Raw genomic sequence first — 19,221 nt, forward strand, 5'->3', positions numbered from 1 at the left:
GCTCCCGAGTCTAGGCGTGCCGTCGGAGCGGGCTCAGGCGGCGAGCGGCGGCCGGCGGTCGGCCCACGGCGCGGCCTGCTCCAGCGCGGCGGCGACCCGGACCAGCACGTCCTCCCGGCCGTAGGCGGCGACCAGCTGCACGCCCACCGGCAGGCCGTCGTCGGTGCGGTGCAGGGGCAGGCTGATGGCCGGCTGGCCGGTGACGTTGAACTGCGCGGTGTAGGGGATGTAGCTGTTGACCCGCCGGCCCTCCTGCTCGGGCCCGGCGGCGGTGAACCAGCCCAGCTCCGGCGGGGGCGCGCCGACCGTCGGCGTCACCAGCAGGTCCACTCCCCTGCCGCCGAGCTCCGGCGGCGCCCAGAAGGCGGCCACGCGGCGGACCCAGTGGCCCAGCCACGTCCGCGTGCCCAGGTAGTCGGTGGCCGACATCCGCGTCCCGACGGCGCGGTAGGCGGCGTTGCGCGGCTCCAGCTCGTCGTCGCTGATCGGGCGACCGAGGACGCGCTCGAAGGCGGAGATGGTCAGGGCGACGTCGGCGGCGATGGTGGCGTTGAAGAACCGGGCGAAGCGCTCGTCGAACATCCGGTCGGGCGTGCCGGGCTCGACGGCGCAGCCGAGGTCCTCCAGCAGCCGGCCGGCGTGCTCGACGGCGGCGCGGCAGTGCGCGGAGTCGAGGTAGCCCTCGGGCGGGTCGGTGTCGAGCAGCGCCACCCGCAGCCGGCCGACCGGGGCGCCGACCTCCTGGGCGAGCGGGCGCGGCAGCGGCGGGGCGGTGTAGGGGTCGCCGGGCATGGGGCGGCCGATCCAGTCGAGCGCGGTGGCGGTGTCGCGGACGGAGCGGGTGACGACGCCGTCGATGGTCGCGCCGGCCCAGCCCTCGCCGACGTCGGGGCCCTGGCTGACGCGGGCGCGGGTGGGCTTGAGCCCGACCAGCCCGCACAGGCTGGCGGGGATGCGGATGGAGCCGCCGCCGTCGTTGGCGTGCGCGATGGGCACCAGCCCTGCGGCGACCGCGGCCGCCGAGCCGCCCGAGGAGCCGCCGGTCGAGTGCGCCGGGTCCCACGGGTTGCGGGCCGGGGGGTTGCAGGGCGGCTCGGTGGTGACGGTGGTGCCGAACTCGGGCACGTTGGTGCGGCCGACGGTGACCAGGCCGGCCTCGCGGAAGAGCCGGCCGAGGTGGCTGTCGTGGGGCCAGCGGACGCCGGCGAGGACCGACGTCCCGTAGCGGGTCTCGTCGCCGGCGACGTGGCAGCCGATGTCCTTGAGGAGGAACGGCACGCCGCGGAAGGGGCCGTCGGGCAGCTCGCCGGCGGCGTCTCGTCGAGCGTCCTCGAAGCGGTCGCGGACGACGGCGTGGAGCTGCGGGTTCAGCTTCTCGATGCGGGCGATGGCCGCCTCGAGCAGCTCGGCCGGGCTCACCTCGCCCCGCCGCACGAGCTCAGCCTGCGCCGTCGCGTCCAGCCACGTGGTCTCGGTCACGGTCGGACGCTAGCGGGCACGGCGGCCGCCGGGAGGGCCGCGCCAGGTGGGCCGTTCGGCTCACGGGTGCGCGGCAGGAGCTGGTTGGCACGAGGACGCCCCGATGCCACGCTGCCCCATGACCTCCCCCGTCCCGATACCCACCGATGTCTCGTCCGAGGCGGTCATCCGCTGGACGTTCGACCGGCTGAACGCGCACGACTCCTCGTCACTGCGCCAGCTCTACGACGACGAGACCGTGGACCACTTCCCGCAGCGGGTCTGCCGGGGCGCGGACGAGATCGCGGGCTTCTGGGAGGAGACGTTCACCGGGATGCCGGACTTCCACGTCGAGATCCTCGCGCTCGCCGAGCACGGTGACGACGTGCTCGTCCACTGGCGCATGACGGGGACCCACCGCGGCCCGTTGCAGGGCATCGCGCCGACGGGGAAGCCGATCGCGCTCGAGGGCATGGACCACTTCGTCGTCCGGGAGGGCCGCATCCGCAGCGGGTTCGTCGCGTTCGACCAGATGGAGTACGCGCGGCAGCTGGGCATGGTCCCGGCCGACGGCTCGCCTGGCGACCGACTCATGAAGAAGGTGTTCAACGCCCGGACGCAGCTGAAGCGCCGACTGCGCGGCTGACGCACGGACGACGCCGAGCCGGCGACTCCGGTGCCCGTCCGTCGGTCAGCGGTGGGTGCCGGTGCCTGCGCCAGGTCCGCCAGGACAGCAGCCGCGTCCCGCCTGGTGCTTTGGGTCGCCGTGGAGCATGCGGTCGTAGTGCGGGGCACGTCCCAGACCCGGCGCGCGCTACCCTCGTCCCGGACTGGAACCCTGGTCGACCACGGTCGCTTGGGTTCGCGTGGCGAGGGGACGGCTTCCTAGACGTTCGCTGCCACGGTCTCGCGGGTGTAGCTCAATGGCAGAGCCCCAGCCTTCCAAGCTGGCCATGCCGGTTCGATCCCGGTCACCCGCTCCACGTGTTTTCGCAGGTCAACGGGCTGCCAGGCCCTCTGGAGAAGCTCTGGAGCACCCTCCGGAGTGCCCGTTTGAACCCTTTCATGACCCCTGTTTTCCGCAGCGTGGGTCATGTATGGGTCACGCCGGAGACGCCCGTACGGGCTCGTGGAGACGCGACTTGAGCGATCTCGTAACCCGGATGGGTCACGCGCGACCTCCCGAGCGGTTAGGCGGGGTGACGTGACCCCCGTCGGCTGACACCTCCCGTCTCGGCGCAAGCCGAGGAGGGAGGGCCCCGGGTAGGCCGACGAGCAAGTACCCCGAGGAGTACCGGCAGCGGGCCGCGCAGCTGGCTCGACAGCCGGCGCAGCGTCCGTGACGTAGCGGGCGAGCTAGACGAGTAAGTCCGAACGGTCGGCAGGGCCGAAGGGCGCTGTAGACGCGGACGGAGGGTGCTCAGGCTCGGGTTGTGACGACCGACCTCAGCACCCTCCTGACCGCACTCTACGTCCGCATCGATGACCATCTGGCGCCTCGTGTGCGCGTCGGACGCCGCCCGCGGCTGACCGACTCCGAGCTGCTCACCCTGGCCGTGGCCCAGACTCTGCTGGGGGTCCGCTCCGAGGCCCGCTGGCTGCGGCTGGTGCCCGCCGCGCTGCCCGGCGCCTTTCCCTACCTGCCCGGCCAGTCCGGCTACAACAAGCGGCTGCGGACGGCGTTGCCGCTGCTCAAGCGGCTCATCCGGGAACTGGCCGCCGACACCGACCTGTGGGCCGATCCGGTCTGGCTGGTCGACTCCACCCCGGTCGAGTGCGCCCGCTCCCGGCCCACCGTGCACCGTTCGGAGCTGGCCGGCATCGCCGGCTACGGCTACTGCCCCAGCCACTCGCGCTGGTTCTGGGGCCTGCGGCTGCACCTGATCTGCACCCCGGCCGGGCTGCCGATCAGCTGGGCGTTGACCGATCCCAAGCTCGATGAGCGCCAAGTGCTCATGGGCATCCTCGATGCCGACGCCGACCTGCTCGCCGCCCGCCCCGGCCTGCTGCTGATCGCCGACAAGGGCTACGTCTCCGCCGAACTCGACGACTACCTGCACGCCCGCGGCGCGGACCTGCTGCGCCCCTCCTACCGCAACCGCGCACCCCGGCCTGGGCAGGCGCTGCTGGCACCGATCCGGCAGCTGATCGAGTCCGTCTACGACACCCTCAAAGGCCAACTCGACCTCGAGCTGCACGGCGCCCGCACCCTGACCGGGGTGGCCACCCGCGTCGCCCAGCGGCTACTCGCCCTCACAGCCGCCATCTGGCACAACCGCGCCACCGGCCAACCCGTCACCCGATCCCTGATCGCCTACGACCACTGACCGGACTTCGGACTTACTCGTCTAGGGGTCAACCGCGAGACGCTGCGCAATTGGGTCGCCGCCGAGCGCCGTCAGCGGGCCGAGTGGAGAAGGCCAGCTACGACGTGCGCCGTCTCCGTTGCGGCGCCCGATTGGCCGAGCAACAGTGAGGAGCCGCTCCTCCGTCCGCTACGTGTGGCACTCAGGCACGCGTTGCAGCCTGATGCGTCACCAAAAGTCCCCGCTATCGTCGAACACGATCATCGCCGATAGCATCGCGCCGATGCCTGCACCAACGGCGGCGGAAGTGGCGACTCGTCCGGTCATTGCGGTTCCAATCAATGTACTAAGAGCAACCGAGCCGACCATGCACGCGATGACGATGAAAAAGAATCGACCGATACCCATATCTTGAATGTTCCGTATGAGCATCCCGAGGGCGTAGATGCAAAGAAGTAGTGCTATAGCGATCCCCAGGATGATCCCCAGAACAATAAGGATCCACTGAGCGACTCCCTGAGCGCTGCCGGCGGCTAGAGACACGCGGCGGACGCTACGGGCAAGCCTCGGCGATCAGGCCGCGCGACACGTTAGTGGCCAGGGGGCGGGTGCATCACCGGGCCTGGCCGACCCGGCACGAGCCGGAGTTGGAGGTCTTCAGATACATCGAGGGCTTCTACAACCCGCGGCGCCGACACAGCCGACTGGACAACCTCAGCCCGGCCGGCTTCGAGAAAATGCTCACGACACAGAATGAGGCGTCCGCCCGACGGGGGTCACTTCAGCTCATCGGCTCGATGAGCTCACCAAGCAGGTGGAGACGGCACAAAATGTGCGCTGCGATGCGGTGCTACTGCGGGTGCTCGACGTGGCCCTGTGGACCTGAGTCGCGGCTGACCTCCCGCACGCCTCGATTTCGTCGACGGTGGTCGTCGTCGAACCGGGCAGCGACCGCGGTGCAGTCCGACGATCGAGTAGCCGAATCTCGCCTCGGAATTGCTGGTATCCGCGTGGTGTTTAGCTAGCGACACGGCCGTTCTGGCCGCCGGCGACCGGGTCGGCCGCCAGCAGCGCCTGCAGTTCGGCAATGCTCAGCCGCTGCGCGGGATCAGCGGCATGGTCGGTGAACCGCACGCCTTCGCGCACCAGGACCTGTTCGACGGTGTCGGTGCGGGTGGGGTCGGACCAGCGGAACCCGGCGGCGGGCCGGCCGGAGTCCTGCAGGACCCGCCAGGCATGGTCACACCGGGGACAGGTGGTGACGTGCCGACCGAGGGGCTGCGCCGCCGTGCCGACCAGCGGCGCGATGTCCCCGTAGCTCGCCCAGGAGCCTTCTGGCAGCGCAGTAAGCAGCCGGTGCAGGCCGGCGGCGTCGAACGTGCTTGGTCCGGTGCCCGTGCCGGCCAGCTCGGCCAGTGACCGCCCGTCTTCGGTGACGACGAAGCCGGTGGCCGCTCCGGGCGGCACCGCCGCGCCGGCCTGTGTGTACAGGTAGCGAACCAGACCAGTGACGCTGAAGTTGCCGGTGGCCTCGAGACCGGCAGCGTCCTCTCCAGCCCACCGCAGGGGCCGGCTGGGGGTGCCGGCCCAGACCACCCGGTCGCGTTGTCCCTCGGCGGCCCATGCGGCAAAGGTGTCCGCGTCCGGGCCTACCGGCAGGACCCGCAGCTGGGTGCCGGGCTCGAGGGCGCCGCTGGCGATCAGCTGCCGGACGGCGGGCTCGGCGCGGGCAGCGCGCCGGTCGGCCTCCTCCCGCTTCCGCTCGGCGAGCAGCGGGGAGACCGTGAACTCCTCTACCGACGGGGTCGGATAAACCGCCGACACCGACACGACCGGGCCAGCGCTGGTGCGGTAGGCCCGCAGCGCGCGCAGCGTGATGTCTACGCCCATCTGGCGCAGCCATACGGCCACCGCGGTGGTCGAGGGGGTGAAGCCACCTGCGAGCAGCACGATCCGCGGTGAGCCCAGCGGCGCGCCGGCCAGCCCGCCCACGTCCTCGGCCAGATGCTCTTCGAGCTGGCCGAGCGCGGTGTCGGCGTCCAGCTCCTCGCCCTTGCTGCGCCGCCACCCCCGGTACTCCTCCACCAGCGTCTCCGGGGTGAACCGGCTGCAGAACGCCGCGTACTTCAGCGCCTGCAGCTCGACCGTCTCCGGCGCTTCGTCGCGCTTGAGCTCGACGACCACCAAGTGGCCGTCGGGGTCCAGCGCGAGGATGTCGAGGCGGTCCCGTTCACGGCCGCGCGCCGAGGTCCACCGGTCACACTCGCTGGTGATGACCAGCAGTGAGCCGCCGAGCATCTCCGGATGGGCCAGCACCCACTCCTGCAGGTGCTCCCGCTCGCGCAGGCCGGCCTCGGCCAGGGTGGTCGGCTGGGCTCGTGCCGCGTCGGCACCGTCCACGATGTACAGCAGCTCGTCCATCGCCGAGGGACGCTACGGCCGTGTCGGCCCCCGGCAGTGCTGCGGGCGAGCATCGGCGCGTCCGAGCGGTGGACAGAGGGCCTCCGTCAGCTGTGACCGTGCAAGGCTCGGTGCGGTTTCCCGGCCAGGCCACGCGCCGCGGCCGGCGTCGGCGAGGTCGAGGACCTGCCGTCCGGCATAGTTCCGCGGTCCGAAGCTCAGCCGGGCACCGCCCGGGCAACAACCGGCGCGCCCGGGTGTACAGCACATCACCGTCACCGCTGGCCGAGGTCTCCCCTGCCCGGGCGGCACCTGCGGCGGTCAGCGGGACCAAGGCGGGCATCGGCCCCGACGATAACGACCGTGTTTCAGCAGGTGGCCGCCCCGGCGCTTGCGCACCCGCATCTGCAGCGGGCGACGGCTGGCCTGCGCGCCGAGCTGCGGCATCGCCTCGCCGGAGCCCACGCCGACTGGGCGACGCTGCCGGTGACCGGCCCCGGCAGGTGCCCAGGGCTCACGGCCGGGTGTGGTTCGAGTATCAAGCGACCGTCGATGTCCTGGACGGCGGCGGCGGAGATGTGACCTCCTCCGCAGCGGGGTGAAGCCACGTCCCGAAGTCGGCCATTGGGCGAGGCGGTGAGGTCAGGCGCAGCCCTCGGGTAGCAGGGCCGCGTCCCGTTCTCCGTTGTGGATGAGGGTCACCCGCCGATTCTCGTCGAACTGAAACCGCAGCACGTGCCCGTCGCTGCCAGCCGAGACGATCAGGTCGTCGCCGGGCTCGTAGATGTTGGACACCCGTTCCACCCTCGCGTCGGCGTAGGCGTCGAGGACTTCGGCCTCGGTCATCCCGACCGACACCCCCGACGGGGTCGCGATGCCCGGCGCGGTCACGACGAGCGACCGGATCCGCCCGTCGCTACCAATCGCCCACAGGGTGTCCGGCGCGCCGACGGGCGTGACGTACGTGCAGCCCTCGTCGTCTCCGAAGGGGTAGTCAACGTCGATCGGCCAGCCGGTGGCCAGCGCCGCCTCGTCGTAGGTGTCGCCGACCGTGAGACTGCCCAGGCCGTCGATGTGGAACGAGTCCCCGGTCGCGGGGGCGGTCGCCGCCAGCCGCGTGACGGTGCCGCCGGCGACCTGGAAGCGGGCGCCCAGGTGCACCGTCGGGCAGCACACCGGATCGTCGTCGCCACCGTCGAGGCCAAACACGGTCACCACTCCGCCATCGATGCGAATGTCCCCCAGTGCGATGTCCCAGGCCCGGCCGATGGGGCGTCCGGCGGACAGGTCCAGGACACCGAGGTGCCGGGGGCCGGAGTCGTAGATGTGCGCCGAGGCCATGACGGCGTTGCCGCCGAGGTCGCACAGCAGCGTCACCACCGCCTCAGTGCCGCGGTCGGAGTCCAGGTTGCCGAACACGACCTCGCCCAGCCGGGTTGTGCCGGCGTCCTCCCCCGGCGCGGTCAGTACCCCGTTGACCAGCCGGCCTTCGGGGTGGTCGCAGACCGAGGGCACCGGGGCATAGGCGAGCGACGCCAGGGTCACGCTGTCCCGCAGGTCGGCGGCGACCTGCTGGACCTTGGTCTCGATTCGGCGCAGCACGTCGTCGTTGGTCGTCTCGGACATATGCCAGCACGGCAGCGGGCCAATCGACGATCCGTTGTAGCCAAACCGCCGGGTCAGCACACTGAAGCTCAGCGAGCCGCAGTCCACCGTCTGCTGCTCGGTGGCCCACGTGAGCTGCGAGTCCGTGCCGACGACGAAGTCGCCGCCGTCACCGATGTTGAACGTCTTGCCCAGCACCGACACCCGCAGGTGGAAGTTCCCGGCGATGGCCAGGATGGGGACGTCAGTCGTCCCAGTGCGCAGCTCGTACAGCTCGCGGGACTGGTTGTAGAACGCCTGAGCCGCGTCGGAGGACAGAAACGCCTCCAGGAACTCGCACGGGGAGGGGAAACCCGGTGCCCCGACGAGGATGTCCCCTCCGCGACAGGCCGCGTTCGCGGCCTGCCTGATGATGTCGTTGACCCAGCCGCCTTCGCGCAGATAGCTGCCGGCCGTCGGGGTGCCCACCGTGATCACCTGGGCCACCGACCGGTCGACATCGGACACCCCGGAGCACAGCGGCTGCAGCGCGCATCGGATTGCCAGGCCGCCCATTGAGTGTCCGACCGCGACGACCTGCGCCGGGCCGCCGGAGCGGCCGCTGTTCTTCGCCAGGCAGTTCAGCGTGTCCGCCAGCCGCGGCGCGACCGGCGCCGACGTCACCCAGTCGGTGGCGTTGTTCCGGTAGTCGAACAGCACTGGGTGCACCAAGTTGCCGTTGCTGAGGCCCTTGAGCCGGTCCTTGGCCTTCTGCCAGGCGTCACTCTTCGAGTTGAAGCCGTGCACGAGGACGACCACCAGCTTGGTGCCCATGCCGGTGTCGCAGGCCTGGTTCAACCCGGCAGGTGGTGGCGCCGCCGCCGCCGGCAGCGGTGCTGTCCCCAGCGTCAGCAGCACCGCCAGCAGGACCGCCGCCAGCGACCAGCGGCGCCGCCTCACTGGACCTCCTCTGTGCTGACGACCAGCCACTGACCTTCGACGTAGGACACGATCAGCAGGAAGTTCCCGGCTCCCTCGCCGCTGACGATCAGCGGCACCCCGCCCAGCGCCGGCTCGACCGCGACGAACTCCTCGGTGCGCACTGCGGCGGTGGCGCCGGCGGGCAGCACCGCCCCCTCGGCCGACGCGAACGCCTCGCGCAGCTCGGGGACCAGCACTCCGGCGACCGTCGCGTCATCGCCGCTGTTCAGCGCCGAGGTGATCCGGTCGGCGTCCGCTTGGGTGAAGGGCGCTACCGGCTCGACCGTGGCCACGTCCGGGCTGGGGGTGGGGAACGCCGTGGCCGTCGGCCCAGTCGGGCCGGCGTCGCTGCGCTCTTCATCGTCCTCCGACAACCACACGAACACCGCGATGCCGACCACTACCACCACCACGACCGCCGCGACGAGCGCGTACCACCGCTTCTGCCGGCGACCGGCACCGCCGGCCGCCGCGTCGTTGACCTGCCGCTTCACGGAGCCCCCGCACCTCGCCTCAGCGTTGAGCGCGGGACGCTACCGGAACTCCAGGGTCCGCGGGCGCGCAAAGTGCGGCGCGATCTGTTATGGGGATAAGACCTCATAACAACTGGCGGCTGTGCTCGCGCGACATGCGCCTGTGTCGGGTCCGCTGGTCGAGGATCTCCCTCTTGGGGAGCTGGCAGGCCTGACCGAGCAACTCCCATGGCGTCTCACCGACAAGCTGCCCGTCGCCTTCTTCACCGACGACGGCATCGCCACCCCGCCGACGCGGAGAGGATGATGCAGCTGGGCGCCGAGGGCGTCCTCGAACGCTCGGGCATTTTCAAGTCCGGTGACCCGACCCTACGCGCCGCTTTCGGGCAGGCGACGACCCTGCACGACGACTCCGACGTCATCGCCAAAGTCTTCCGCGGGCTGGGCGAGCCTATGGTCGGCATCAACGTGTCAACGCTTCCCAAGAGCGAGCGCTACGCGACCCGCGGCTGGTGACCCGGAGCCGGTGACTTCGGGGCGGTCAACCCCGGAAGTGCCCGCAGTTGCCGCCCCGGCGGTGGCGCGCCTCCATCCAAAGGACGACGTCCAACGTGCGCAGGAGGGTGACCTGCGCAGGCACCGCGGCGTCGCGGTGCAGTGCCGACAAGCGCTCGCGCAGCGCCGGCTGCTGCATCGCCCGGCGGGCGGTCAGCCACCAGTTGCCATTCTCGGGCGGGAAGAAGTGTTCGACCTCCGTGTCGTACACCGGCAGCAACGCCGGTCGTTTCCGGGCGCAGAGCTTGAAGGCGGACGTCCGGCGGTTCGCGGTGTCCTTCCGGTCCCCGGTCCGCCGGACGAGCGCCCAGAGCTCCTCGGCCGCCCCGCGGGGGCCGATGTCGGCGTCGTCGGCGTCCCATATGGCGACGTCGGCGGGGATCCGTGCGAGGAGCTCCTCGATCTGCGGGCGATGCTGGTGCAGGAGACGGATCGCGACCGCCGCGGGGACCTCGACCGCGAGGGTGCTCAGGGCGCCGAGGTCGGTTCCGGTGAGCCGGAAGGCGTCGTCGGGCCCCGGGTCGCCAAGCCGCTCGAACCAGGCGCCGGTGAATCCCGGCAGCCCCTCGATGTGGCCCGTCTCGTGGAAGTACGTGTCCAGGTGCTCGCCCGCATACGGCTGGTCAACAGCCTCGTTGATGCGGTCCACGGCGTCGGGCATGACTGCACCCTGCCATCGCCGCGCTGTGAGAAGTTGCACGGGGATGGCATGCTCAGAGTTGTGCGGCCTGCTGACTGATGCGCCGCGCCAATCTGCAGTTGCACGCTGCCAATCGCCTGGTGATTCGCAGAAGCTGTGATTGGTAGAAGCAACTCTTGGCGCGCGCAATGGCCGAGGTGCAAACCGGGGTCGGCCCCAGGGCGTGTCTGACGGATCTTGGCGGTTGTTGACGTCAGGCTCCGGCCGGTGCGGAAGCATCGATGTGTGGTCTCCGATGAGGCGTGGGCCTGGATCGAGCCGTTGCTGCCGTCCTCGGCCGGGCGGCGGGGCGGGCGGTGGCGCGATCACCGGCAGGTGATCGAGGCGATCGCGTGGAAGTACCGCACCGGTTCGCCCTGGCGAGAGCTGCCCGAGTCGTTCGGGCCGTGGCAGACCGCCTACGAGCGGCTGACCCGCTGGAGCGCCGATGGCACCTGGGCCCGGCTGCTGGCCCGCGCGCAGACCGACGCCGACGCCGCCGGCGAGCTGGACTGGCTGGTGGCGGCGGACTCCACGCTGGTGCGGGTGCACCAGCACGGGGCCAGCGCCCGCCGGATCGGCGGCCACGCCGCGACCGCGCGCGAGGCCGATGACGACCCGGAGGGTGACCGGCGCCGACCGCGCTGACCCGCGGCCCGCCGGTTCCGCCGCCGAAGCGGCGATCGCCGAGCCCGCCGACCATGCCATCGGCCGCTCCCGGGGCGGGCTGACCACGAAGGTGCACGCGCTCACTGACGGCCGCGGGCGGGCGCTGGTGGTGCTGCTGAGCGCCGGCAACGTCAACGACACCAGCATGTTCGCGCCGCTGCTGGCCGGCCTGCGGGTGGCGCGGACCGGGCCGGGCCGGCCGCGCACCCGCCCGGACCACCTGCTGGCCGACAAGGGCTACAGCTCGCGGGCCAACCGGGCGCTGTTGCGCCGCCGGGGCATCGCCCACACCATCCCCGAACCGCGCGACCAGCGGGCCAACCGGCGCCGCAGAGGCTCTGCCGGCGGCCGTCCGGTCGGATTCGACAAGGTTCGCTACGCCCGTCGCGGCGCCGTGGAATGCGGCTTTGGCCGGCTCAAACAATGGCGGGGGCTGGCCACCCGCTACGACAAGCACGCCCGCAACTACGCCGGCGCGCTCGATTTGGCCGCGCTACTGACCTGGCTTCCATGATCCGCCAGACACTCCCTAGGGCATTCGCTCCGCGAGCACCAGCTCGTTCGGCCCCGAGTGGAGGCGGTGGTTCAGCCACTCGAACAGCGGGGACCCGCCGTCACCCGTCGGCGCATCGACGTCGTCCTCCAGGCCGACGAGAGGGCCGTCAAGGGACATCGTCTGTCCAGTCGATCGGCGGTGTCCTGGGCGCCGCACCTCGCGTCACACCGTCTCCGGTGCAGTGCCCACTGACGGGCGGCCACAGAACTCGTCGGCCGACCGGCTCCCAACGCCGGCGGGCTGGACGTCGGGGTGGGGGGGGGGGGGGGGGGGGGGGGGCGGCCCCCCCCCCCCCCCCCCCCCCCCACCAGTCCGACGTGTGGCTAGCCCGTGGTGGTCGAGTCGTACAGTGCACCCTGGTCCACCGGGGCCGGCCCGCGCTGGTCGTGAGGAACCCCGACCGCGACGGTGCCGGTGCACTGGCCTCCGTGGCCGTCGGTTACGGAGAAGGCCACGTGGTATACACGGCCGTCGCCGCCCCCGGCCCGCTCGGCCAGCAGCAGTGCCGTGGACGTCCCGACCCCGGAGGCGTCCGGCGCCGTGCGGCCTGAGCCGGGCTCGCGGACCGGCTCGTCCTGCCGGATGCCGGTCACGACGACGGTGAGTGCATCGCCTTCTGCGTCGGTCAGCCCGGTGATGCCGACAGGAACCGGCTTGTGGTTGGGCGACCACAGGCTGGCGACGGTCGGGCTCGCAGCCGCACAGCTCGGGGCGCGGTTGAGCACGGTGACGGTCAGGCTGTCGCTGCCGGAGCCGCCGTCCTTGTCGGTCACCTGGAGGTCGACCTCATAGGTGCCCTCGAGCGGATAGGCCAGCTCGCGCTCCACGGGGACGTCGTAGGCCGCGTCCGCTGTGGTCCGCGTCAGGGGCGCGTCGCCGCTCCAGTCCGCGGTGTAGGGGTCGTCCAGCGCGCCGGCGGGGTCGTCGAAGGTGCCGCTGAGGGCCACCACGTCGTTGCGGTAGACCTCGAGGTCGTCGCCCAGGTCAACCGTCGGGGCCACGTTGAGGATGCGCACCTGGGCCTCATCCTCGGCGCAGACGTCGAAGGTGTCGCACACGCGCAATGCAACAGTCACGTCGTCGGGTCCGTCCAGGCCGACCGCGGAGAAGACCGGGGTCTCGCCGATGCCGTCGTCGAACGCCCCGTCGCCGTCGAGGTCCCACTCGATCGTGGCGATGTTGCCGTCAGGGTCGGTGACGCTGCCGGCGAGCGGAACCCGCCCGCCTTCCGGCACCTCGTAGCCGTCGCCGCCCGTGTCGGCCTCCGCGCTCGGCGGGTCGTTGAGGTCGCGCACCGTCACCTGGACGGTGTCCCGGTCGACGTACGCCGGTTCCAGCCGGTCCCGGACGGTCAGCTCGAAGCCCAGCGTCTGGTCCTCGGTGACCATGCCCACGGGGAAGGTCGGACGGACCGCGGTCGGGTCGTCCAGCGTCACGGCGGGCCCGGACACCTGACGCCACGCGTAGGTGAGGTCGGCATAACGGCTGCGGGAGCCGTCGAGGGTGACCGAGCTGCCCTCGTCGACGGTCTGATCGGGGCCGGCGTCGGCGTCCAGCCGCGGGGTCTTGGTGAGGCGGGCCATCAGCGGCACCTCGGTCGAGCCGTTCTCCGGGCTGACGGTGTGCTGCGCGATCGTGCCGTCGGTGTGGCGGAAGCCGATGATCTCCAGCCGGTAGGCGACGTTGCCCGCCTCGAAGGGGAACGACACGTTGGGCTGCGGCAGGGCGACCGCGTCGGCGCACTTGCTGTTCACCCGGCCGTAGGGGCAGTCGGCGAGGTCGTCGGGGACCTCGTGGACGCCGAGCCTCATCGGCAGCGTGGCGGTGAACTCGACCGACCGGTCCTCGTCCTGCACCGTCGTGTTCACGTGGAGGTCGACGGCGGTGATGCCGTTGTACAACCCGACGACGGTGTTGGAGTGCTTCAGCATCCCGAGGGAGAACTCGCCGAGCCCCGTCGTACCGGTCGGGGTGAAACCGAGGCTGCTACGACCAGTGCCGCCGAATCCCCAGCTGACCTGGGCGGGCGGGCCGCTCGCGCATGAGCTTCGGCCGGCGCCGCCGCAGTACCGCTCATCGGCGCCGCCTGGTTCCGGCACAGCACCGGAGAAGGTCGCCGTGGTCGTCGTCGACACCTGTGCCGCGGCACCCACCGGGATGGCCAACAAGGCCATAGCTCCGGCGACGACCGCAGCCATCCGCTTCTTCCGCATCCTGCTCCGTCCTCACGTCGCCCCTGGCTACGACCAGGAGGTCGGAAGCGGATGCTGCACGCGCGCCAGGCGCTCCGCGGCCGGAACACGCAGCCTGGGAAGGCTGCGGCGGATGCGGCGCCTGTGACTCCTCACCAGGGCCCTTCCAACGGCGTCGACCTGGCAAAACGCCGACGAATCTGCCTGAACTGCGCGACCATGAGGGTGTCCGTACGACTGCAGACCCGGGCACCGGTGCCGAGTGGCTGCCGCCCTCGTCGACGCCGACACCGGCTCCGTTCTCGGCGTGGTGGACGGCCGCGGCTCCGCGGGCGTCGGCGCCTGGCTCCGGGCGCGGAGCCAGGCCTGGCAGATGTCCGGCTCGTCGGGGTGGGTCCGCGCGGCCGGTGACAACGCGGCCATGGAGTCGTTCTTCGCACTCCTGCAGAAGACCGTGCTCGACCGCCGACAACGGGCAGCTCCACATCTGACCCGGAGGTCTTCCTCGTGTCTCCGCTCCACGTCGCCCGCCGTCACCGACGTCCGTCGGGTCAGCCGGAGGCCGGGCTGCCGAGTCCGGAGGTGTCGGGCCGCTGCAGGTCACCCTGCTTGCCGCGCGAACGTGGCCAACCCGCAGCACGTTGTCGTGTCCGATGCGTACTGCGACGATCCCGGCATGGGTCGCCAGCTCATCCGCACCGACCGCGCTCCCGAGTCACCCCTCTACAGCCAGGGTGTCCGGGTCGGTGACCACGTCCACGTCTCCGGGATGACCGGCACCGACCCGGCGACGGGCGCCCTCGCCGGCGAGACGATCCAGGAACAGACCCGCCAGGCCATCGCCAACTGCCTGGCGATCCTGGAAGCCGGCGGCGCCGCGAGCTCCGACATCGTGGAGGTCGGCGTCCTGTTGACCGACCCGACGGACTTCGCCGGCCTCAACGAGGAGTACGCGCGGGCGTTCCCGACCGATCCGCCCGCGCGTTACGTGGCCAAGCTCGGCGTCGCACTGCCCGGGGTCCTCGTGTCCATCCGGATGACCGCAATCACCTCCTGAACGGCTCCGACGTCAGACGGCGGCGGTCCCGATGAGCCCCTTGCGGGTGACGAGCGCGGCGAGCTGCTCCTCCGAGAGCCCCTCGGTGCCCTCGGGGCGGCGCGGCACCACCATGTACCGCGACTCCGCGCTGGCGTCCCACACCGAGATCCGCGTCGGCTCGGGCAGCTCGAGCCCGAACTCGCGCAGCACGCTCCGGGGGTCGCGCACCACCCGCGAGCGGTAGGCCTCGCTCTTGTACCAGCCGGGCGAGGGCCCCAGCAGCGCGATCGGGTAGCAGGAGCACAGCGTGCAGACGACGACGTTGTGCTCCTCGGCGGTGTTCGCGACGACCTTCAGCCGCTGCTCCTGCAGGCCGCCGGCCATCGACAGGCCCACCTCGCGGATCGCCTCGTTCGCGTCGGCGAGCAGCCGCTCGGCGAACCCTGGGTCCACCCACGCCCGGGCGGTGATCCGGGCACCGTTGGCCGGCGAGCCACCGGCCAGGAACTCGTCGATCCGCCCGTCGATCTCGCCCTCGTCGAGCAGCCCCCGGTTCTCCAGCAGCGCCTCCACGTGGCGCACCCGCGCCGAGATGACCGAACTCGTGTGCTCGCCGCTCATGCCGGCTCCTCGATCGGGGTCAGGTAGTCGGACCACAGCTCCACGGTGACCGTGTGGTCGCCGGAGCCGAACAGGTCGGCGGCCGCGAACCGCACGTGCCACACCGACTGAGGCGTGCCGGCACGACCCCGGGCCCGGTCGTCGGCCAGCGGGTGACGGCCGGCCTCCTCGACCAGCACACCGACGGCCCCGCGGACGTACCGGGGCAGCCGGGTGTGGCCGTCGGGGTCGGCGGTGCGGGTCCGCACGCGCACGCCGGGAGCGAGCTCAGTCATGCGGCACGTCCAGCTCGTCCGGCGACGCCACGCCCTTCTCCGCCAGCAGCGTGGTGATCGCGGTGAACCAGCGCTCGTAGTAGGAGGCGGCGAGGTACTCCTCCGGCGGCATCCGCTCGATCGCGTCGCGGAACTCGTCGAGGTTGTAGACGCCCCGCTTGATCAGCGCCCCGTTGAGGGCGAAGACGTGGGCCTCCCAGTCGGCGTGGAACGGCGGCTCGTCCGGCTCCTCGGCGATCGCCGGGAACCCGGCCATCCCACCGACGTCGTTGATGCGGCTCACCCGCCCTTCCTACCGCGCCGGGCGCTGAGAAGAGCGGGAACTCCGCTCGTTGCCCGCGCCGGGCCCGCGGTGGGACCCTCTGCGGGGGCGGCCGGGCGCCGCCGGGAGCGCGCGAGAGCAGGCGTGCGGTGCGGATCTTCCTGAGCTACCGGCGCGGTGACGCCGGTGGGTACGCCGGACGGTTGGCCGATGCCCTGCACGAGCGCATGGGGCCGAGGAACGTCTTCCAGGACGTGCTCGACATCGCCCCGGGACAGGACTACACGGCGGTCATCGACCGCGCCCTCGACGACAGCGACGCGCTGCTGGCCGTCATCGGGCCGGGCTGGCTCACGGCGTCGACCCCGCAGGGCTCCCCCCGGCTGTTCGCCCCCGACGACTACGTGCGCCTGGAGATCGCCCGCGCGCTGCACCGCGACGTCCGCGTCGTCCCCGTGCTGGTCGGCGGGGCCCCGCTGCCCCCGGCTGCCGCGCTGCCCGCCGACCTGCAGGGACTGCCGCAACGGCAGGCGGTGGTGCTGCGCGACGAGACCTGGCACCAGGACGTCGACGGCCTCCTGCGGGCCCTGCGGGGCGAGCCGGCGCTCCCGCCTGCGCGCCGCTTCCCCTGGTGGGTGGCGCTCGCCATCGCGGCTCTCCTGCTCGCGCTGGGCGCGGGCGCGTGGTGGCTGTCCCGGCCGGCCGACGGCGGCGGGGATGGGGACGACGACGAGGCGGAGGCGGGGATCGCGGCCTGTGCGACGCCGACCGGCGACGGCTGGACCGAGATGGGGCTCGGCGCGGATCCCCGGGCGACGGAGCAGGTCGAGGACGGGTCGCTGTCGTTCACCGTGGCGTCGGCGCACTGGCGTCCCGAGGGCACGGCGTGGCAGGTGGTCCTCGCGACGTCGATGGAGGCCGCCGTGCCGGAGGGCGCCTACCACGGCGACTGGCGGTACGACTCCCTCGTCGTCGGCCAGCGGCAGTTCGCGGTGACCTGCTTCTCGCCGGACCCGGAGTTCGTGGACGCCGAGACGGTCGGCGACGCGCTCGTCGGCTTCGACGTCACCTGCGAGCCGGCCGGCCACGTCGAGCTCCGGATCGAGAACGACGCGGCCCGGATCGACGTCACCTCCCCCGCCCTCGGACCGGGGGACTGCTGAGGCCGGGCGTCACCGACACCGAGGAGGGCGGGATGGACCACGACGGCGGGGCGCCGCCGCGCTACCCGGGCGAGCCGCCTGCGGGCACCGACCCGACCTGGGACCGCCTCCGCGACCAGCTGGCCTGGTACGACGGCAGGAGCAGGTCCGCCCAGCACGCCTACAAGCAGACCAAGATCGCGCAGCTGGTGCTGGCCGCCGGCGTGCCGGTCGCCGTGGCGAGCGCGGCGCCGGGGCTGGTGACCGCGCTGCTGGGCGCCCTCGTCGTCGTGCTCGAGGGCGTCCAGCAGCTGTACCAGTGGCAGACGAACTGGGTGCTCTACCGGTCCACGCACGAGTCGCTGCGGCACGAGCAGTTCCTCTTCCTGGCCGGTGCCGGTCCCTACAGCGGCCCCCAGCGCCACCAGGTCCTGGCCGAGCGGGTGGAGGGGCTCGTCTCGCAGGAGCACGCCAAGTGGACCGAGGGGCGCCACCAGGCCCTCGCCGACGCCGACGTGGCGGCCCCCCGCGCCGGCTGACCGGCCGCCAGCTCAGGACGGGGAACTAGGCGGAGGGTCCCCGGGGCGGTGGCGCCACCGGGGTGATGTTCGGGTTCAGCCGGAACAGGTTGCCGGGGTCGTAGCGGGCCTTGAGCAGGCGCAGCCGGTCGAGGTTCGTGCCGAAGGACGCGCGGACCTTCTCCGGCGGGTCGTCGGTGGCGAGGTGGTTGACGTAGCCGCTGCCCTGCAGGTGCGGTTCGGCCGCGGCCCAGTGCGAGCGGAGCCAGTCGGTGTGCCGCCCGGACTCCCCCGCCTCGGTCCACTGCGCGATGACGTCGACGTCCCACTGCACCCGGCGGGCGGCGAACGCGGTGTCCCCCGCCGGGACCCGGGCCGCCGCCCCGTGCACGTGGAAGAAGAGGATGCCGCTCAGCGGTGAGCTGAAGTCGGCGGCGGCCGTGACGACGGCGTCGACCAGGCCGTCGTCCAGCTGCTCGGTGAACGCCGAGCGCCAGTAGCGGTGCAGCCCGTGGACGCCGTTGGGCTGGTCGAGCATCGACTGCCGCGCCACGTACGGCATGGGCGCCACCAGGTCGGCCAGCGGCGGACCGAACTCCCGGGCCGGCCGCAGCACCCGCTCCCCCTCGTCGAGCGGGCCGTTGTAGCCGAGCAGCAGCGCGATCACGGGGACCCCGGCCTGGGGGTCGGTGAGCAGCGCGCAGTAGGCCTCGGCCTCGTCGGGCAGCGTCGGGCAGAAGTCGCGGTAGAAGCGGAGCACCTCACCGGCCCGGGCCAGCGGGTGCACCACCATGCCGCCGAGGACCTCCGGGACCGGGTGCAGCCGGAAGCGCAACGACGGGACGACGCCGAAGTTGCCGCCGCCACCGCGCAGCGCCCAGAACAGGTCGGGCTCGCGCTCGGCGTCGACGGTGCGGAGCTCGCCGTCGGCGGTGACCACGTCGGCCGACAGGAGGTTGTCGATCGACAGACCGTGCGTGCCCATGAGCCAGCCCAGGCCACCGCCGAGGGTCAGCCCGGCGACCCCGGTGTTCGAGACCGTCCCCCCGGTCGTGGCCAGCCCCGCCTGCTGCGTCCGCTCGTCCAGCTCGCGCCACAGGACGCCGCCGCCGACCTGCGCGGTGCGCCCGTCGGCGTCGACGGCGATCCCCTTGAGCAGCGACAGGTCGACCACCAGGCCGCCGTCGTTGGTGCCGTAGCCGGGGGCGCTGTGCCCGCCGCCGCGGACGGAGAGCAGCAGCCCCTCGTCCCGGGCGAAGCGGACGGCGCGCTGGACGTCGGTGGCGTCGCGGCAGCGGGCGATGGCTGCCGGCCGGCGGTCGACGTTGCCGTTCCACACCTGCCGCGCCGCGTCGTAGCCGTCGTCGCGCGGGCGGAGCAGCGGGCCCTGCAGGTCGGCGGCGAGGGCCGTCAGGGCCTCGTCGCGCACGGGTCCCGGGCTGCCGGTGTCGGTGATCGCCATGGTGCCTCCTCCGCGTCGCGGGGCTCACTGCCTCGGCACGGGCACCCTG

General features: G+C 72.3%; 18 protein-coding genes, 1 tRNA gene and 2 pseudogenes. 10 read left to right on the top strand and 11 right to left on the bottom strand.

What is annotated here, in order from left to right; translation table 11 throughout:
* Window positions 1-33: 33 nt before the first annotated feature.
* Window positions 34-1,479 (bottom strand): amidase, encoded by a 1,446-nt coding sequence (locus ACI8AD_RS14025; protein ID WP_456871141.1) that lies wholly within the window; start codon window positions 1,477-1,479, stop codon window positions 34-36.
* A 118-nt stretch (window positions 1,480-1,597) separates the two neighbouring features.
* Here ACI8AD_RS14025 and ACI8AD_RS14030 point away from each other — a divergent pair, with 118 nt between their 5' ends.
* The 3 genes from ACI8AD_RS14030 (at window position 1,598) to ACI8AD_RS14040 (ending at window position 3,785) form a co-directional block, all read left to right on the top strand.
* On the top strand, window positions 1,598-2,104 hold the full coding sequence (locus tag ACI8AD_RS14030) for an ester cyclase (protein ID WP_456871142.1): 507 nt from the start codon (window positions 1,598-1,600) through the stop codon (window positions 2,102-2,104).
* A gap of 263 nt (window positions 2,105-2,367) precedes the next feature.
* Window positions 2,368-2,441: transfer RNA gene (locus tag ACI8AD_RS14035), tRNA-Gly, on the top strand.
* Window positions 2,442-2,891: 450 nt separating this feature from the next.
* Entirely contained in the window at window positions 2,892-3,785 is an 894-nt protein-coding gene (locus ACI8AD_RS14040; protein ID WP_456871143.1) for an IS982 family transposase, read from the top strand.
* Between the two features lie 207 nt (window positions 3,786-3,992).
* On the opposite strand, the gene ACI8AD_RS14045 is transcribed toward ACI8AD_RS14040, so the two are convergent.
* Window positions 3,993-4,307: a hypothetical protein gene (locus ACI8AD_RS14045; RefSeq protein ID WP_456871144.1), complete on the bottom strand. Its 315-nt coding sequence runs from the start codon at window positions 4,305-4,307 to the stop codon at window positions 3,993-3,995.
* Between the two features lie 29 nt (window positions 4,308-4,336).
* On the opposite strand from ACI8AD_RS14045, the pseudogene ACI8AD_RS14050 reads away from it, so the two are divergent.
* A pseudogene (locus tag ACI8AD_RS14050) lies at window positions 4,337-4,501 on the top strand (IS3 family transposase); the annotation flags it as partial.
* A 280-nt stretch (window positions 4,502-4,781) separates the two neighbouring features.
* Here ACI8AD_RS14050 and ACI8AD_RS14055 read toward each other — a convergent pair.
* The 3 genes from ACI8AD_RS14055 to ACI8AD_RS14065 form a co-directional block, all read right to left on the bottom strand.
* Window positions 4,782-6,185, bottom strand: coding sequence for a hypothetical protein (locus ACI8AD_RS14055; RefSeq protein ID WP_456871145.1), 1,404 nt, complete (start codon window positions 6,183-6,185; stop codon window positions 4,782-4,784).
* Between the two features lie 621 nt (window positions 6,186-6,806).
* Entirely contained in the window at window positions 6,807-8,708 is a 1,902-nt protein-coding gene (locus ACI8AD_RS14060; RefSeq protein WP_456871146.1) for a lipase family alpha/beta hydrolase, read from the bottom strand.
* Entirely contained in the window at window positions 8,705-9,223 is a 519-nt protein-coding gene (locus ACI8AD_RS14065) for a hypothetical protein (RefSeq protein WP_456871147.1), read from the bottom strand. Before ACI8AD_RS14065 ends, ACI8AD_RS14060 begins: the two co-directional genes overlap by 4 nt.
* Before the next feature lie 285 nt (window positions 9,224-9,508).
* Between ACI8AD_RS14065 and ACI8AD_RS14070 the strand changes: the two genes are divergently transcribed.
* On the top strand, window positions 9,509-9,718 hold the full coding sequence (locus ACI8AD_RS14070; protein ID WP_456871148.1) for a hypothetical protein: 210 nt from the start codon (window positions 9,509-9,511) through the stop codon (window positions 9,716-9,718).
* A 25-nt stretch (window positions 9,719-9,743) separates the two neighbouring features.
* Here the strand turns inward: ACI8AD_RS14070 and ACI8AD_RS14075 are convergent, their stop codons facing one another.
* On the bottom strand, window positions 9,744-10,418 hold the full coding sequence (locus tag ACI8AD_RS14075) for a DUF6308 family protein (RefSeq protein ID WP_456871149.1): 675 nt from the start codon (window positions 10,416-10,418) through the stop codon (window positions 9,744-9,746).
* 264 nt (window positions 10,419-10,682) lie between these two features.
* Here ACI8AD_RS14075 and ACI8AD_RS14080 point away from each other — a divergent pair.
* Window positions 10,683-11,619: pseudogene (locus ACI8AD_RS14080) on the top strand (IS5 family transposase).
* A gap of 365 nt (window positions 11,620-11,984) precedes the next feature.
* Here ACI8AD_RS14080 and ACI8AD_RS14085 read toward each other — a convergent pair.
* The gene (locus tag ACI8AD_RS14085) at window positions 11,985-13,874 is read right to left on the bottom strand and encodes a PKD domain-containing protein (RefSeq protein ID WP_456871150.1); all 1,890 of its coding nucleotides are present in this window, start codon (window positions 13,872-13,874) and stop codon (window positions 11,985-11,987) included.
* Here ACI8AD_RS14085 and ACI8AD_RS14090 point away from each other — a divergent pair.
* A complete protein-coding gene (locus tag ACI8AD_RS14090) occupies window positions 13,780-14,001 on the top strand; it encodes a hypothetical protein (protein ID WP_456871176.1) in 222 nt (73 codons plus the stop codon). The genes ACI8AD_RS14085 and ACI8AD_RS14090 overlap by 95 nt on opposite strands.
* A 474-nt stretch (window positions 14,002-14,475) precedes the next feature.
* The gene (locus ACI8AD_RS14095) at window positions 14,476-14,910 is read left to right on the top strand and encodes a RidA family protein (protein ID WP_456871174.1); all 435 of its coding nucleotides are present in this window, start codon (window positions 14,476-14,478) and stop codon (window positions 14,908-14,910) included.
* Between the two features lie 12 nt (window positions 14,911-14,922).
* Here the strand turns inward: ACI8AD_RS14095 and ACI8AD_RS14100 are convergent, their stop codons facing one another.
* From ACI8AD_RS14100 to ACI8AD_RS14110, 3 genes are read right to left on the bottom strand one after another with little or no spacing between them, the layout of a single operon-like run.
* Window positions 14,923-15,513, bottom strand: coding sequence for a nitrile hydratase subunit alpha (locus ACI8AD_RS14100; RefSeq protein WP_456871151.1), 591 nt, complete (start codon window positions 15,511-15,513; stop codon window positions 14,923-14,925).
* Window positions 15,510-15,788 (bottom strand): SH3-like domain-containing protein, encoded by a 279-nt coding sequence (locus ACI8AD_RS14105; RefSeq protein ID WP_456871152.1) that lies wholly within the window; start codon window positions 15,786-15,788, stop codon window positions 15,510-15,512. The genes ACI8AD_RS14100 and ACI8AD_RS14105 overlap by 4 nt, the downstream gene beginning before the upstream one ends.
* Window positions 15,781-16,071: a hypothetical protein gene (locus ACI8AD_RS14110; RefSeq protein ID WP_456871153.1), complete on the bottom strand. Its 291-nt coding sequence runs from the start codon at window positions 16,069-16,071 to the stop codon at window positions 15,781-15,783. Before ACI8AD_RS14110 ends, ACI8AD_RS14105 begins: the two co-directional genes overlap by 8 nt.
* A 128-nt stretch (window positions 16,072-16,199) precedes the next feature.
* Here ACI8AD_RS14110 and ACI8AD_RS14115 point away from each other — a divergent pair, with 128 nt between their 5' ends.
* Both ACI8AD_RS14115 and ACI8AD_RS14120 read left to right on the top strand, forming a co-directional pair.
* Window positions 16,200-17,213: a toll/interleukin-1 receptor domain-containing protein gene (locus tag ACI8AD_RS14115; RefSeq protein ID WP_456871154.1), complete on the top strand. Its 1,014-nt coding sequence runs from the start codon at window positions 16,200-16,202 to the stop codon at window positions 17,211-17,213.
* 32 nt (window positions 17,214-17,245) lie between these two features.
* Window positions 17,246-17,731 (top strand): DUF4231 domain-containing protein, encoded by a 486-nt coding sequence (locus ACI8AD_RS14120; protein ID WP_456871155.1) that lies wholly within the window; start codon window positions 17,246-17,248, stop codon window positions 17,729-17,731.
* Window positions 17,732-17,756: 25 nt separating this feature from the next.
* On the opposite strand, the gene ACI8AD_RS14125 is transcribed toward ACI8AD_RS14120, so the two are convergent.
* The gene (locus ACI8AD_RS14125; protein WP_456871156.1) at window positions 17,757-19,172 is read right to left on the bottom strand and encodes an FAD-binding oxidoreductase; all 1,416 of its coding nucleotides are present in this window, start codon (window positions 19,170-19,172) and stop codon (window positions 17,757-17,759) included.
* Window positions 19,173-19,221 lie beyond the last annotated feature (49 nt).

The organism is Geodermatophilus sp. SYSU D00766, from assembly GCF_054049915.1.

Excerpts from the sequence above, each read along its gene's own strand:
- ACI8AD_RS14085 (WP_456871150.1), bottom strand. The coding sequence starts at position 13,874 with ATGCGGAAGAAGCGGATGGCTGCGGTCGTCGCCGGAGCTATGGCCTTG.
- ACI8AD_RS14100 (WP_456871151.1), bottom strand. The coding sequence starts at position 15,513 with ATGAGCGGCGAGCACACGAGTTCGGTCATCTCGGCGCGGGTGCGCCAC.
- ACI8AD_RS14030 (WP_456871142.1), top strand. The coding sequence starts at position 1,598 with ATGACCTCCCCCGTCCCGATACCCACCGATGTCTCGTCCGAGGCGGTC.
- ACI8AD_RS14105 (WP_456871152.1), bottom strand. The coding sequence starts at position 15,788 with ATGACTGAGCTCGCTCCCGGCGTGCGCGTGCGGACCCGCACCGCCGAC.
- ACI8AD_RS14070 (WP_456871148.1), top strand. The coding sequence starts at position 9,509 with ATGCAGCTGGGCGCCGAGGGCGTCCTCGAACGCTCGGGCATTTTCAAG.
- ACI8AD_RS14125 (WP_456871156.1), bottom strand. The coding sequence starts at position 19,172 with ATGGCGATCACCGACACCGGCAGCCCGGGACCCGTGCGCGACGAGGCC.
- ACI8AD_RS14075 (WP_456871149.1), bottom strand. The coding sequence starts at position 10,418 with ATGCCCGACGCCGTGGACCGCATCAACGAGGCTGTTGACCAGCCGTAT.
- ACI8AD_RS14055 (WP_456871145.1), bottom strand. The coding sequence starts at position 6,185 with ATGGACGAGCTGCTGTACATCGTGGACGGTGCCGACGCGGCACGAGCC.
- ACI8AD_RS14120 (WP_456871155.1), top strand. The coding sequence starts at position 17,246 with ATGGACCACGACGGCGGGGCGCCGCCGCGCTACCCGGGCGAGCCGCCT.